This is a genomic window from Pseudomonas sp. R1-15 (genome assembly GCF_051132085.1).
Classification (GTDB): domain Bacteria; phylum Pseudomonadota; class Gammaproteobacteria; order Pseudomonadales; family Pseudomonadaceae; genus Aquipseudomonas.
On record NZ_CP071660.1, the window covers coordinates 3,370,163 to 3,383,601 of the forward strand.

Sequence of the window (13,439 nt, forward strand, 5' to 3'; positions counted from 1 at the left end):
CAACGGTGCAGGATCATCTAGCGCGGCAGGATGTACCGCTCGATCGCCAATGCCGCACCGTCCTCGGTGTTGGCTGCGGTAACGACATCCGCCTGACGCTTGATCGCCTCTTCCGCCTGCCCCATGGCAATCGACAGCCCCGCGCGATGGAACATCGCCGGGTCGTTGCCACCGTCCCCCATGGCGGCGGTCTGTTCCAGCGGCACGCCCAGAAAATCCGCCAGGGTCGACAGTGCCTCGCCCTTGTTCGCCTTCATCGCCGTCACGTCCAGGTAAATCGGTTGCGAACGCGACACCTGGGCCTGGCCCTTGAGCAGCGGATGCAAGCGCGCCTCCAGCTCCACCAGCAGATCCGTGTTGGCGCTGGTCGCAACGATCTTGTCGATGCGCTCAAGGTAAGGCTCGAAACTCTCCACTTCCACCGGCGGATACCCCAGGCCGCGGGTTTCAACCGGCACCATCGGTCCGTTGGCGTCGCGCACCAGCCAGTCGCCGTCGGCAAACACCCACACTTCGATGCCGGGCTGATCGGCGTACAGCGCCAACGTAGTCAGTGCCGCCTCGGGCGGCAAGTAGTGAACAGCCAGGAAGGTCCCGTCCGGGTGCACCAGCGTGCCGCCGTTGAACGCCGCCGTGGGCAGGTCGACGCCCAGGGCTTCGATCTGCTGCAACATCGCACGGGGCGGACGCCCGGTGGCGAGACTGAACAGCACGCCGGCCTCGCGCAAGGAGCGGACGGCTTCGATAGTGCGCTGGTTGAGGCTGTGGTCAGGAAGCAACAAAGTGCCGTCCATGTCACTGAGCAGGAAGCGGATGGGACGTTTCAACTGTTCAGTCATCCGAGGCCATGCCAGACGCGACCATCGCGAGTCAGCAATTCGTCGGCGGCCGCCGGGCCATCCTCACCGGCCTGGTACGGCTGTACCGTTGCGTCTTCCCGCCAGGCATCGAGGAACGGCTGCACCGCGCGCCAACCGTTTTCGATGTTGTCGGCACGCTGGAACAAGGTCTGGTCGCCCGTCAGGCAATCGTAGATCAGGGTTTCGTAACCCGTTGATGGCTGCATTTCAAAGAAGTCCTTGTAGGCAAAGCCCAGCTCGATATTCGCCATGTCGAGTGCCGGCCCGGGCCGCTTGGCCAGCAGGTCGAACCACATGCCTTCGTTGGGCTGAATCTGGATCCTCAGGTACGTAGGTTGCAGTTCGTCGACCTCGGTGTCACGAAACTGCGCATACGGTGCCGGCTTGAAGCAAATGACGATTTCCGTGTCGCGCACGCTCATGCGCTTGCCGGTGCGCAGGTAGAACGGCACGCCTACCCACCGCCAGTTATCGATCATGACCTTGAGCGCAACGTAGGTTTCGGTGCTGCTGTCGGGCGCGACATTGGTTTCCTCGCGGTAACCGCTGACAGGGTTGCCGTTGATCTCACCCGCCGTGTACTGGCCGCGCACCGAATTGGCTCGAGCCTGCTCGACCGACCAGGGCCGGATTGCGCCCACCACCTTGGCCTTTTCGCCTCGCACCGCGTCGGCGCCGAACGCGGCCGGCGGCTCCATGGCAACCATTGCCAGCAATTGGAACAGGTGATTGGGCACCATGTCCCGCAGAGCACCGGTATGTTCGTAAAAGCTGCCACGGGTTTCCACGCCGACGGTCTCGGCGGCGGTAATCTGCACGTGGTCGATGTAATGATTGTTCCAGAACGCCTCGAACAGGCTGTTGGAGAAACGGCTGACGAGAATGTTCTGCACCGTTTCCTTGCCCAGGTAATGGTCGATCCGGTAGATCTGCTTTTCACTCATCACCTTGAGCAGGCAGGCATTGAGCGCCTCGGCGGTTTGCAGGTCGGAGCCGAACGGCTTCTCGATCACCACGCGCCGGAAGGCGTCATCCTGCTCTTGAAGCAGCCCGGCCGCGCCGAGGCGGCGGACCACTTCACTGAAGAAGCGTGGCGCGGTCGCCAGGTAGAAGACTGCATTGCCGGTGCCGCTGGCGGCGATCTTCGCCGCCAGCGCTTCGTAGGTACTGTCATCGAGAAAATCACCCTGGACGTAACTGATGCCTTGGGCCAGGCTGGCCCAAAGCACCGGATCGAGCGCCTGGTCGGGGTCGCCGCCCTTGCTCGCCGCTTCGTTACGGATGAAATCCTCGAGTTTTTTTGCAAAATCCACATCGCTGATAGCGTTGTGGTCGACACCAATGATCTGCAGGCCATCCCCCAACAACCCGTCACGACTCAGGTGGTAGAGCGCCGGCATGAGCAAACGCTTGACCAGGTCTCCATGAGCACCGAACAGGAACAACGTGGTCGGTGGTGCCGGTTCTGCCTTGGATTTCCTGCCGATCGAGGTCATTTTTTCGGCGTCTCCACATGGCCGCCAAAGCCGAAGCGCATGGCCGAGAGCATCTTGTCGCCATAAGTGGCTTGCTGGCGGGAACGGAAACGGGCGAACAGCGAACTGGACAGCACCGGCACCGGCACCGCTTGCTCGATGGCCGCTTCGATGGTCCAACGGCCTTCCCCGCTGTCGGCGACCTCGCCGGAGAAGCCATCGAGCTTCGGATCGCTGGCCAACGCATCAGCGGTCAGGTCCAGCAGCCAGGACGAAACCACGCTGCCACGTCGCCAGACTTCGGCGATATCGGCCAGGTTGAGGTCGAAACGCTGCTCCGGCGGCAGACTTTCGCTGGATTTGGTCTTGAGGATGTCGAAGCCCTCGGCGAAAGCCTGCATCATTCCGTATTCGATGCCGTTGTGGATCATCTTGACGAAATGACCGGAACCGGCCGGGCCCGCATGGATGTAGCCACGTTCGGCGCGGTCGTCGTCAGACTTGCGGTCACGGGTACGCGGGATATCGCCGATGCCCGGCGCGAGGCTCTCGAACAACGGATCCAGGCGCCGCACGACTTCAGTGTCGCCACCGATCATCATGCAATAGCCGCGCTCAAGCCCCCAGACGCCGCCGGAGGTACCGACGTCGATGTAGTTCAAGCCTTTTTCCGACAGCGCCTGGGCGCGCCGGATGTCATCCTTGTAGTACGTGTTGCCGCCATCAATGATGACGTCCCCTGGCTCGAGCAGGTCGCTGAGCACGTTGATGGTGTCTTCGGTGGGTGCGCCGGCCGGCAGCATGACCCAGACAGCCCGAGGCTTCTCCAGGCCTGCGACCAGCGCCGGCAGGTCCGCGACGCCCGTCGCGCCTTCCTGGCTCAGGTTTTCGACAAAAGCGGCATTGCGGTCATAGACGACGGTGGTGTGCCCATTGAGCATCAGGCGCCGCGCAATATTGCCGCCCATGCGGCCCAGTCCAATGATCCCGAGTTGCATGTGCTGATGCTCCCTACTACAAATAAAGGTGTGTCAAAGGTTTAGCTCAAGGTGACTTGTGGAGGTTAGTCCAGAGCATTGCCGCATAGTTTCCGGGTAAATCGCCCGATCACAAAGGATAACGTTCAAAAACCGGCCGAAGACACGCGGACCATGAAAAATAAAAAAGTTCCATCAACGGGCAAAAGTATTCAGAATTGGTGCCGATAAAGAATTGTCGCCAAGAAACTGACGACATCTCTCTAGTTGATGTAGCCATTTGCGAGGTGAGCAATGGGCCCTGTCGTTACCGCACGTCCTCCACAAACCCTTTATGTGACCATTCGTCGCGACGAATTACGCCTGCTGAAGGAAGAGCGTGATCTGCTGCTTGATGAAGTGACGCAGTTGCGCATGCAGTTGCAACACGCACAGCTCTCACACCAGGGCCAGGCTTTGGCTCGCTGATCCTGTCCTCCGGGCAAGACACTTTGGTGACGCCGGGCAAACCGGTGTCACGCTGACAAAAACACCGCACAACCTGTGGTGAGGAAGCTTGTTCCCCATCACAGAATCGCCCCTGCAACCCCGCCCCCAGGTGCGCGCGACCGTTTGTAGCTGAAAAACTCACGAAGTTTTCACACCTGGTCCGTAATAATCCTGCAATCACAAATAGTTACGGCGACGGCCCGTGCGCACCAGTCCGGTGCCGGCAGTCTCGTCGGTGAACGCTGGAGCGCTTGATGAGTGTGTTCAAACGCAGCAAAACGACTGCGAAAGGTTTCGATTGGGCCGGGTTCGGTTGGCTGTTTCTGTTCTTCTGGTATTTTTCCGGCATCACCCAACTGCTGATCCTGTCGAGCGGCACTGCCGGGTTCGCCGGGTTTCGCCAGGCCTTCGTGATGAGTGCGTTGTGGTTGGCACCGCTGCTGCTCTTCCCTGCCCGCACCCGCCTGCTTGCCGCGATCATCGGGATCGTGCTCTGGGCTTGCTCCATGGCCAGCCTGGGCTATTTCTTCATTTACCAGCAGGAATTTTCCCAAAGCGTCATCTTCATCATGTTCGAGTCGAACGTGTCCGAAGCTGGCGAATACATGACCCAGTATTTTGCCTGGTGGATGGTGCCGGCGTTCCTGGCGCATACCCTGGTCGGTTACTTCCTCTGGACGCGCCTTCGCCCGGTCTACCTGCCACGCAGCCAGGCCTGGGCGGCAGCGCTGGTCATCATGGTGGCCGTGGTCGGCTACCCGCTGACCAAGCAGACCCTGCGCACCGGCACCCTGGCCAAGGGCTTCGAGAAGTTCGAGAGCCGCGTCGAGCCGGCGGTGCCCTGGCAGATGCTGGTAGCGTACCGCCGCTACACCGAACAGCTGGAAAACATGCAGGGCATGCTCCACAGCACCAGCAAGATTGCGCCCTTGCGCAACCTTCAGGACACCATGGCCAACGAGCCGGCCACCCTGGTGCTGGTCATCGGCGAATCGACCAACCGCCAGCGCATGAGCCTGTACGGCTATCCGAGAGAAACCACGCCGGAGCTGGACAAGCTCAAGGATCAGCTCTCGGTCTTTGACAATGTCATTACCCCGCGCCCCTATACCATCGAGGCGCTGCAGCAGGTACTGACTTTCGCCGACGAGGAGAATCCGGACCTTTATCTCAGCACACCATCGCTGGTGAGCATGATGAAACAGGCTGGCTACAAGACGTTCTGGATCACCAACCAGCAGACCATGACCAAGCGCAACACCATGCTCACGACGTTTTCGCAACAGGCCGATGAGCAGGTCTACCTGAACAACAACCGCAACCAGAACGCCGCACAATACGACGGCGACGTGATCGAGCCCTTCAACAAAGCCCTGGCCGACACCGCGCCGCGCAAGCTGATCGTGGTGCACCTGCTCGGCACCCATATGAGTTATCAGTACCGGTATCCACCGACCTTCAACAAATTCACCGACCGCCAGGGCGTGCCTGCCGGGGTGCGTGACGATCAGGTGCCGACCTACAACAGTTACGACAACGCGGTGCTGTACAACGACTTCGTGGTGTCCAGCCTGATCAAGGACTACGCCAAGAGCGACCCCAACGGCTTCCTGCTGTATCTGTCGGACCACGGCGAAGACGTCTTCGATTCACCGGGCCATGGCACCCTGGGCCGCAACGAGGCCAAGCCGACAGCGCCGATGTACACCATCCCGTTCATGGCGTGGGCCTCGCCGAAGTGGCGCGAAACCCATGACTGGAACTTCGCCGGCGACCTGTCGCGGCCCTACAGCAGCTCGCACCTGATTCACACCTGGGCGGACATGGCGGGCTTGAGCTTTGATGAGCTCGATCGCAGCAAGAGCCTGGTCAGCGATGACTTCAAGTCGCGGCCGCTGTTGATCGGCAACCCCTACCAGGACCAGCGCAAGGGGCTGATCGATTTCAGCCTGATGCAGCCAAAAGGCCCTGCTGGCCAGGTCGTGCAGAAGTAGTCGAAAAGCCACAGCCCGCATCTTATACGGTTCACTGGGGGCAATCCCGTGGCGAGGGAGCTTGCTCCCGCTGGGCCGCGAAGCGGCCCCAAAACCAGCCAAATGCGGAGCATCAGACACACCGCACCCGCCGGTTTACGACTGCTTCGCAGCCGAGCGGGAGCAAGCTCCCTCGCCACGGGTTCTTAAGTGAACCGCATTACGCCCCTAGAGGGGCTTGATCCAGAACAGCATGCGCCCGTGGGCCGGGTCGAACATGCCGGCGGCAAAGCCGAACTTGGCATAACTGGCCTGGGCCACGGCGTTGCCTTCCAGCACTTCCAGGGTGATCTTGCAGCACCCGCGCTGGCGGGCGATGTCTTCGACTTTCTGCAGCATCTTCTGGCTCAGGCCAAGCCCACGAAACGCCGGCATCACGGCTACATCGTGGACATTCACCAGAGGCCGGCAAGCGAAGGTCGAAAACCCCTCGAAACAGTTGACCAACCCCGCCGGTTCGCCATTGACGAATGCCAGCACACTGAAAGCGTGGGAACGCTTGGCCAGCTCTTCAGGCAGATGGGCCAGCACCTCGGCCGGCAACGAGTGCCCACCGCCCATCGGATCCTCGGCATACCCGTTGAGCACATGGCAGATCGCTTCAGCGTGGACCGGGTTGGTGTAGCTGGCTTGCAGTACAAGGATATCCTTGGCTTCTTCCATGATCTTCCATCTCGTTTCGATAAGGCCGACGGCTTGGCGTCGGCAGGGTCGGGTCAGATGGGCTGACCAAAACGTTGCAGTTGCATTTCCTGAAGGCGACTGAGAGTACGGCGAAACGGGAATTGCAGATAGCCCTGCGTGTACAACTGGTCCATCGGCACCTGGGCCGACAGGTACAACGGCACTTTGCGGTCATAACATTCGTCGACCAGGGCAATGAAACGCCGTACGCCGTCGTCATGAATCGACAGCTGCGGCAGCTCGCGATCACCGGCCTCGACCCGCTCGACCCCGTCTTCGGTACCTCGGGCTATACGCCCTTCGCGTTGTTCGGCGCTCAGGCAGGGTACGTCACTGAGCAGAATGGCCTTGAAACGATCGCACAGCGCCATGAAATCCAGCGCCGAGAACGGTTGCTCGCAAAGATCGGGGTAACGGCTCCACAGCACTGTATCGCTGGCCTGGACCGGAACGATCTGGCGATGGCCGACCTCGACCGCCTGGTTGCGGGTTTTCTGCCCGGCACTCAACTGGGCGAAAACCTCCGCCAACGGATCAGGCTGGGCCGGGTCACGCAGCCAATAACGCTGCTGCAAGGCGCCCGGGTGCTGGCGATGATCCTGCCAGCCATTCACCGGCACGACCTGCATGTACTGCTTGATGGCCGTTATGGTCGGCAGGAAGCGCTCACGGTTGTGACCGCTGGCGTACAGCTCATCCGGCGGCAGGTTGGACGTGCTGACCACTACCATGCCCAGCTCGAACATCACCTGGAACAGGCGGCCGAGGATGATCGCATCGCCGATATCGGTCACGAACAACTCGTCGAAGCACAACACCCGCACCTCTCGGCTCAACTCCCGAGCCAGGGCTTGCAACGGATCTGGCGTGCCGGTGAGCTGGAACGAGCGCTGATGCACCCAGGCCATGAAATGATGGAAATGCTGGCGACGGGCCGGAACCTCGAGGCTTTCATAAAAGCGATCCATGAGCCACGTCTTGCCCCGCCCGACCGGCCCCCACAAGTAAACGCCCTTGATTGTTTTGCGGCCTTCGTGCAATGCCTGGTGGCACTGCTCCAATGCCATGATTGCCAGCTCCTGGGCTTCGTCCTGGACGAAGCCGTCGTGTTCGATGGCATGCTGCCAGGCGCTCAAGGGGGAAGTGAAAGTCATGCGACCCGGGTCCGGAAGGCGAAGTTTTGGAGTATGCCATGCAGCAGGATCCGAGAAGTATTTCATGATTCACCACAAATCCCGTGGCGAGGGAGCTTGCTCCCGCTGGGTTGCGTAGCAGCCCCAAGCTTTGCGGTCGCTGCGCAACCGAGCGGGAGCAAGCTCCCTCGCCACAAAAGTCAGGCGGAAATATCCAGCCGACTGATCTTCCCCTGCTCATCGAGCCGGAAGGTATAGCGCAACTCCAGTGGACTGCCGGGAAAGGTTCCGGAGATCAGGTTATGGACCAGCACCTTTCCGGTGCGTTGCTGCACGTTGAGGACTTCCACCCGCGGTTGGTAACGGCGCGCGGTATCTTCCATCCATTGGGCGATGGCCTGGGTGCCGACCCGGTGGTTGCCTTCATCGAACACATTGGCATCCTCGGCGAAGAAACGCGTCACCGCCGAGCTGTCGCGAGCATTCGCGGCAGCGATGTAGCCGGCAATGGCCGGGGCCAGGGAAGAGACGGGATTGGACATGTCAGGGGCTCCTTGTTGTATCGATCCGGAGCCATCCTAGAACAGCGCTGTGTCAGTTTTTGTCAGGAGTAAAACGCCCCGCCTCATCGAGATTCATCAGCGCCAACCAGGCTCGCAGCAAGTCGCTGCGCCTGCCGGGGTAGCGCTCGCCCTGGACGCTGGCTGAGGCAATCCGGTCGGTACGAAACGTCCGATAGGCACCGCGTAGCTCGCACCAGGCCACGACCACCCGCGCCTCATTGAAAAAGCCCAGGGCCAACGGCCAGATCAACCGCTGGGTGGGGGTCTTGTTGACGTCGGCGTAATCGATGTGCAACTTGGCTTGAGTGCGAATGGCCTGGCGGTAGACATTCAGCTCGACGGCGTTCTGCGGATAACCGTAACCCGGTGGGCCGGGCAACACCGTGGGGTTGTGCAAGGCATCGCGCAAACCAGGGGCCAACACCGCCTCGACCTTTGCCAAAGCGTCGGCGGCGGCCTTGCCCAGTACCTCATCGCCACGCTGGTCGACGTAGCGCAAGCCCAGCACTATGGCTTCGATTTCATCGGCGGTGAACATCAGCGGCGGGAGGAACAGGCCGCTGCGCAGCACATAACCTATGCCCGCCTCGCCCTGGATCGGCGCGCCCAGGGCAGTCAGTTCGGCTATATCGCGATAAAGCGTGCGCTCGGACACCTTCAGCTCGGACGCCAGCGTCGCGGCGGTAACCGGGCAGCGCTTGCCCCGCAAGACTTGCAACAAAGTCAGCAGCCGAGTGGTTCGCGACACGATGGCGGATCCAGGGAAAAGATGAAGCAGATTAGCAGAGGCTGGTGTCAGAAACTGTCAGCAGCCGTACCGCCGTGACATCAATCCCTGTGGCGAGGGAGCTTGCTCCCGCTCGGTTGCGCAGCGACCGCAAAAGCCTGGGGCTGCTACGCAACCCAGCGGGAGCAAGCTCCCTCGCCACGGACTCATGCGTCGCCAGGTGATAGGGTTGTAACCAATAATCCACATGCGAGAACGTCCATGCGCAGAATCCTCGGCTTGCCCCTCATCCTCTTACTGCTCAGCCTGAGCGCCTGCGCCCTCTTCCCGCACCGCGACCCGCTGAATATCAACGTGGTCGGTATCGAGCCACTGCCCAGCGAGGGTCTGGAGATGCGCTTCGCGGTGAAACTGCGCTTGCAGAATCCCAACGAAACTGCCATCGACTACAGCGGTGCGGCATTGGATCTGGAAGTCAACGGCCGCACATTGGCGACCGGCGTCAGTGACCAGAGCGGCTCGATACCACGCTTTTCCGAAGCAATCCTGAGCATACCGGTGAGCATCTCGGCGTTTTCAGTGATCCGCCAGACCCTCGGCCTGAGCCAGACCCAGAGCCTGGACAACCTGCCCTATGTGCTCAAGGGCAAACTCGCCGGCGGCTTGTTCGGCACCCTGCGCTTCGTCGATCACGGAACCCTTGATCTACCAAATTCCGCGGCCACCTGGTGAATCATGCAATAAAGCGCACGCCCGGCTTGGCTCGCTCATCCACCACCAGCTCGAATACATCGGGCCGGGCGTAGTGCCCGACCACGTCATAGTCGTAACGCGCCCGCACCAGCTCATCGGTATCGATTTCAGCAGTCAGCAATCCGACGGAGCCCCTCAACGGCCCGGCCAGCACGTCGCCCATGGGCCCGACAATCACGCTGCCGCCAGCGATCAAGGGCCGCTCCGCCGGCCAGTTCGCCACCTCGATACCCAGCTCTGCCGGCGAGGCCTGGACCTGGCAGGCACTGACCACAAAGCAACGCCCTTCATGAGCGATATGCCGCATGCTCACCTGCCACATCTCCCGCTCATCCACCGTCGGCGCGCACCAGACGTCTATACCCTTGGCATACATCGCGGTGCGCAGCAGCGGCATCATGTTTTCCCAGCACACCGCCGCGCCCATGCGCCCGACCTGGCTGTCGATCACCGGTAACGTCGAACCGTCGCCCTTGCCCCAGATCAGCCGCTCAGTGCCGGTGGGCATCAGTTTGCGATGCCTGGCGACCAGGCCGGCGTCCGGTTCGAAGTACAGCGCGGTGCAGTACAGCGTATTGCCGGCGCGCTCGATGACGCCCAGCACCAGGCTTGCCCCGGTTCGCGCCGAAAGACCCGCCAGCGCCTCGGTTTCCGCACCGGGCACGTCGATGGCGTTGGCGAAGTAGCGGGCGAACGCTTCGCGCCCTTCCGGTAGCCGATAGCCGAGCTGGGTGCCAAAAGTCTCGCCCTTGGGGTAACCGCCCAGCAGCGCCTCGGGCATGACCACCAGGCGTGCACCGGCATCACGAATGGCATCTTCGTAGGAAAGAATCTGCGTGAGGGTTTCGCCTTTGCCGCCTGGCAGCGAGCCGATCTGCAGGGCAGCCACAATGGATTTGGGCATGGTCTTCAACTCCGTGATTTCAAGTGTTGCTGATTCTCAGGTGCCGACGGATCATGAATAAAGCCCTGTCCGCTGCTAAAAGATATGAAGCAAATGAATATCGCTGATGTAGACCTGAACCTGCTGAAGACCTTCGAAGCCCTGCACGACGAATCCAGTGCAAGCCGCGCCGCACTGCGCCTGGGCGTCACTCAATCGGCCATCAGCGCCGCGCTGCGCAGGCTGCGAGGCGTGTACGACGATCAATTGTTCGTGCGCACCGGCCGCGGCCTGGCGCCGACATTGCGGGCCAACCAACTGAAACCGGTGATCAGCGAAGCGTTGGACAAATGCCGCCAGAGCCTGGCGATGATCGATCCGGGCGCCAGCCACTACGAGGGCCGTTCAGTCATCGTCGGGCTGTCGGATGATTTTGAAATTGCCTATGGCCGGCGATTGATCGAGGAAGTTGCGCGACGAGCGCCGGGGCTGCGCTTGATCTTTCGCCAGACCCACAGCCAGATCGTCGGTCGCGCCTTGATGGAGCGCAGCCTGGACCTGGCGATCACAGCGGGGGGATTTACCGAACGGCTATTGAGTCGCCAGGTTCTCGGCGAAGGCGGCTACGCCTGCCTGGTCGACCCTGCCAGCCTGACGGAGGGCCAGCAGGGCCTGGGTATGGAAGCGTTCGTGACGCGGGAGCATCTGTTGGTTTCATCGGGCGGTTTCATCGGCATCACTGATGAAGGACTGGCCGCACTCGGTCTGCGCCGGCGGGTGAGCGCCTCGACCACTCACTTCGCCGCGCTGCCCTTCCTGCTCAAGGGCAGCCAGGCCGTGGCGACCATTCCAGACCATGCCGCCAAGGCCATCGCGGCGCTCAGCAGCCTGTCGTTGTTGCCCTGCCCGCTGGCGTTGCCGCGCTACCCGATCGAGCTAGGATGGCGGACCCATGCGCAGCGGGACCCTGCCGCGGACAAAGTGCGCGAGGCGATCATTGAAACGTTCAGTTGAGGTTTATTTGTTCGCGGCCATCAGCCGATTGACCTCGCTGCGCACCATGTTGGCGTACTCCGGAGGCGACATGCCGTCCAGCTCGGCGCGCACCCACTCAGCCCATTTGCCCTTGCGCTTGGAGCGTTCGCCAAACAACCGCGCAGCGTCACCCTTGGCCTTGCCCAGGTTGTTTTGCCACAGCTCGAAAAGTCGGGATTTTTCATCTTCCAGCGCCGCGCGCTCGGCCAGGGGCTTGTCAGCCAGATTGAAACTCATGGGGAATTTCCTGTTGCGTAAATAGGCGCCATCTTACACCTTGCATAGAAACGTCTTAACCATGATTTTTGCCAGCGCCCCCGGGCCACGCCAACTGCTGCAACTTTTGCCCAAGCGCAACACTCCATTGTTCACTGCCATCAACCTCAAGGAGTACTTCAATGGCTCGCACAAGCGCCGCGCAAGCGAACGGAGAGCAAATCAAGGATCAAGCCTTCAGCGAACTGAAAGCATTGATTGAAGAGTCGGAGAAGCTGCTCAAGAGCGGTGCCGCCCTGGTTGGCGAAGACGCGGAGAACCTGCGCGAGCAGATTTCACAGAAACTGCGCCAAGCCCTGGATTCGGTCGCCAGCGCTCGGGAACGCACGCGCCCGATGGTCGACGCCACACAGGCTTACATCGGCGGCCATCCCTGGCAGACCGTAGCGATTTCGGCAGGTTTCGGGCTCGTGGTGGGCTTGTTGCTGGGACGCCGTTAAGCCCCAGCCAAAAAAGCCTATAGCCCCGCCAACTCGCGCAGTTGGCCCAGCGTCTGCTCGTCCAGCACAATCCCTTGTTCGCTGGACTTGCTGCGCTCACGGTGTCGGCGATCCCCTGGCAACCGACGCAATCCGACACCGTGCATCTGCCTGACCAATTCTTCGCTTCGTGAAGCGAAATCCTGGCCGGCGGCCTTGCTCGGATCGATCACGATCAACAACTGTCCGGTCCAGGGAGTCTTGGCTCCCGGATGGTTGTGCCAGTCGAACTCGAACGAAAAGTTGCCCCCCGTCAGCGCGGCCGCCAGCAGTTCCACCATCATCGACAAGGCCGACCCCTTGTGACCGCCAAACGGCAGTAGCGCGCCGCCCTCCAGAATCGCCTTCGGATCACAGGTCGGCTGACCGAGGCTGTCCACTCCCATGCCGGGAGGCAATCGCTCACCTTTGCGCGCGGCAATCTGCACGTCGCCATGGGCGATGGCGCTGGTAGCGAGGTCGAAAACGATCGGCTCGCCGCCGTTGCGTGGGGCGGCGAAAGCAATGGGATTGGTACCGAACAATGGCCGATCCGCACCATGGGGCACCACACAGGTCATGCTGTTGACCACGCTCAAGGCCACCAGGCCTTCATAAGCGAACGGCTCGACATCCGGCCACAGCGCGGCGAAGTGGTGAGAGTTGCGTATCGCCAGCACCGCAATACCGGCGCTGCGAGCCTTTTTCACCAGCAATGGGCGGGCGGCGGCCAGGGCGGGCTGGGCAAAGCCGTTGCAGGCATCGACCCGGACGAACCCGGACGCAACATCCTCGACGATCGGCACGGCCTGGCCGTTGACCCAGCCGCTGTTCAACGTCGAAACATACCCGGGCATGCGAAACACCCCATGGCTGTGGGCACCATCACGCTCGGCGCCGGCGCAGTTCTCGGCCAAGGTGCGGGCGACGTCGTTCGAGGTGCCATGGCGCAGGAAAATCCGCTCCAGCAAGCTCACCAAAGCGTCAAAGGACAAGCTGCCAGAACCTGCATGATTGGATGGTGCGGACATCTGAAGCTCCATAGTGATTGTTGGAGGTAGCAACAGCGTGAAGAGGCAAGCTCGCTGATTAC

15 protein-coding genes are annotated in these 13,439 nt (G+C 61.4%); 5 read left to right on the plus strand and 10 right to left on the minus strand.

Annotated elements, in window-relative coordinates:
* Window positions 1-17: 17 nt before the first annotated feature.
* The 3 genes from J3P97_RS15130 to gnd are packed head-to-tail and all read right to left on the minus strand — an operon-like array spanning window position 18 to window position 3,333.
* A complete protein-coding gene (locus J3P97_RS15130) occupies window positions 18-839 on the minus strand; it encodes an HAD family hydrolase (RefSeq protein ID WP_434672129.1) in 822 nt (273 codons plus the stop codon).
* Complete coding sequence (gene zwf / locus J3P97_RS15135) at window positions 836-2,356, minus strand: glucose-6-phosphate dehydrogenase (RefSeq protein ID WP_434672130.1); 1,521 nt, start codon at window positions 2,354-2,356, stop codon at window positions 836-838. Before zwf ends, J3P97_RS15130 begins: the two co-directional genes overlap by 4 nt.
* Window positions 2,353-3,333 carry a phosphogluconate dehydrogenase (NAD(+)-dependent, decarboxylating) gene (gnd, locus tag J3P97_RS15140; RefSeq protein WP_305500662.1) on the minus strand — a complete coding sequence of 327 codons (981 nt, stop codon included), beginning with the start codon at window positions 3,331-3,333 and terminating at the stop codon, window positions 2,353-2,355. Before gnd ends, zwf begins: the two co-directional genes overlap by 4 nt.
* Before the next feature lie 273 nt (window positions 3,334-3,606).
* Here gnd and J3P97_RS15145 point away from each other — a divergent pair, with 273 nt between their 5' ends.
* Window positions 3,607-3,780, plus strand: a complete 174-nt coding sequence (locus J3P97_RS15145; protein ID WP_305500661.1) for a DUF6026 family protein — start codon at window positions 3,607-3,609, stop codon at window positions 3,778-3,780.
* A 275-nt stretch (window positions 3,781-4,055) separates the two neighbouring features.
* On the plus strand, window positions 4,056-5,795 hold the full coding sequence (locus tag J3P97_RS15150) for a phosphoethanolamine transferase CptA (protein ID WP_434600972.1): 1,740 nt from the start codon (window positions 4,056-4,058) through the stop codon (window positions 5,793-5,795).
* A 207-nt stretch (window positions 5,796-6,002) separates the two neighbouring features.
* On the opposite strand, the gene J3P97_RS15155 is transcribed toward J3P97_RS15150, so the two are convergent.
* From J3P97_RS15155 to J3P97_RS15170, 4 genes are all read right to left on the minus strand, one after another.
* Window positions 6,003-6,497: a GNAT family N-acetyltransferase gene (locus J3P97_RS15155; protein ID WP_434573829.1), complete on the minus strand. Its 495-nt coding sequence runs from the start codon at window positions 6,495-6,497 to the stop codon at window positions 6,003-6,005.
* Window positions 6,498-6,550: 53 nt separating this feature from the next.
* Window positions 6,551-7,672 carry a cell division protein ZapE gene (gene zapE / locus J3P97_RS15160; protein WP_434672131.1) on the minus strand — a complete coding sequence of 374 codons (1,122 nt, stop codon included), beginning with the start codon at window positions 7,670-7,672 and terminating at the stop codon, window positions 6,551-6,553.
* A gap of 179 nt (window positions 7,673-7,851) precedes the next feature.
* A complete protein-coding gene (locus tag J3P97_RS15165; protein ID WP_434573825.1) occupies window positions 7,852-8,193 on the minus strand; it encodes a nuclear transport factor 2 family protein in 342 nt (113 codons plus the stop codon).
* A 52-nt stretch (window positions 8,194-8,245) separates the two neighbouring features.
* On the minus strand, window positions 8,246-8,962 hold the full coding sequence (locus J3P97_RS15170) for a helix-turn-helix transcriptional regulator (RefSeq protein WP_434573823.1): 717 nt from the start codon (window positions 8,960-8,962) through the stop codon (window positions 8,246-8,248).
* Window positions 8,963-9,202: 240 nt separating this feature from the next.
* Here J3P97_RS15170 and J3P97_RS15175 point away from each other — a divergent pair, with 240 nt between their 5' ends.
* Window positions 9,203-9,673, plus strand: a complete 471-nt coding sequence (locus tag J3P97_RS15175; RefSeq protein WP_434600974.1) for an LEA type 2 family protein — start codon at window positions 9,203-9,205, stop codon at window positions 9,671-9,673.
* Between the two features lies 1 nt (window position 9,674).
* Here J3P97_RS15175 and J3P97_RS15180 read toward each other — a convergent pair whose 3' ends face one another.
* Complete coding sequence (locus tag J3P97_RS15180) at window positions 9,675-10,598, minus strand: carbon-nitrogen hydrolase family protein (RefSeq protein ID WP_434600975.1); 924 nt, start codon at window positions 10,596-10,598, stop codon at window positions 9,675-9,677.
* A gap of 84 nt (window positions 10,599-10,682) precedes the next feature.
* Between J3P97_RS15180 and J3P97_RS15185 the strand changes: the two genes are divergently transcribed.
* On the plus strand, window positions 10,683-11,591 hold the full coding sequence (locus tag J3P97_RS15185; RefSeq protein WP_434672132.1) for a LysR substrate-binding domain-containing protein: 909 nt from the start codon (window positions 10,683-10,685) through the stop codon (window positions 11,589-11,591).
* A gap of 3 nt (window positions 11,592-11,594) precedes the next feature.
* Here the strand turns inward: J3P97_RS15185 and J3P97_RS15190 are convergent, their stop codons facing one another.
* Window positions 11,595-11,849 carry a hypothetical protein gene (locus J3P97_RS15190; protein WP_003181187.1) on the minus strand — a complete coding sequence of 85 codons (255 nt, stop codon included), beginning with the start codon at window positions 11,847-11,849 and terminating at the stop codon, window positions 11,595-11,597.
* Between the two features lie 161 nt (window positions 11,850-12,010).
* Here J3P97_RS15190 and J3P97_RS15195 point away from each other — a divergent pair, with 161 nt between their 5' ends.
* Window positions 12,011-12,328, plus strand: a complete 318-nt coding sequence (locus J3P97_RS15195) for a DUF883 family protein (RefSeq protein WP_434573816.1) — start codon at window positions 12,011-12,013, stop codon at window positions 12,326-12,328.
* A gap of 17 nt (window positions 12,329-12,345) precedes the next feature.
* Here the strand turns inward: J3P97_RS15195 and J3P97_RS15200 are convergent, their stop codons facing one another.
* Window positions 12,346-13,377 (minus strand): Ldh family oxidoreductase, encoded by a 1,032-nt coding sequence (locus J3P97_RS15200; protein ID WP_434672133.1) that lies wholly within the window; start codon window positions 13,375-13,377, stop codon window positions 12,346-12,348.
* Window positions 13,378-13,439 lie beyond the last annotated feature (62 nt).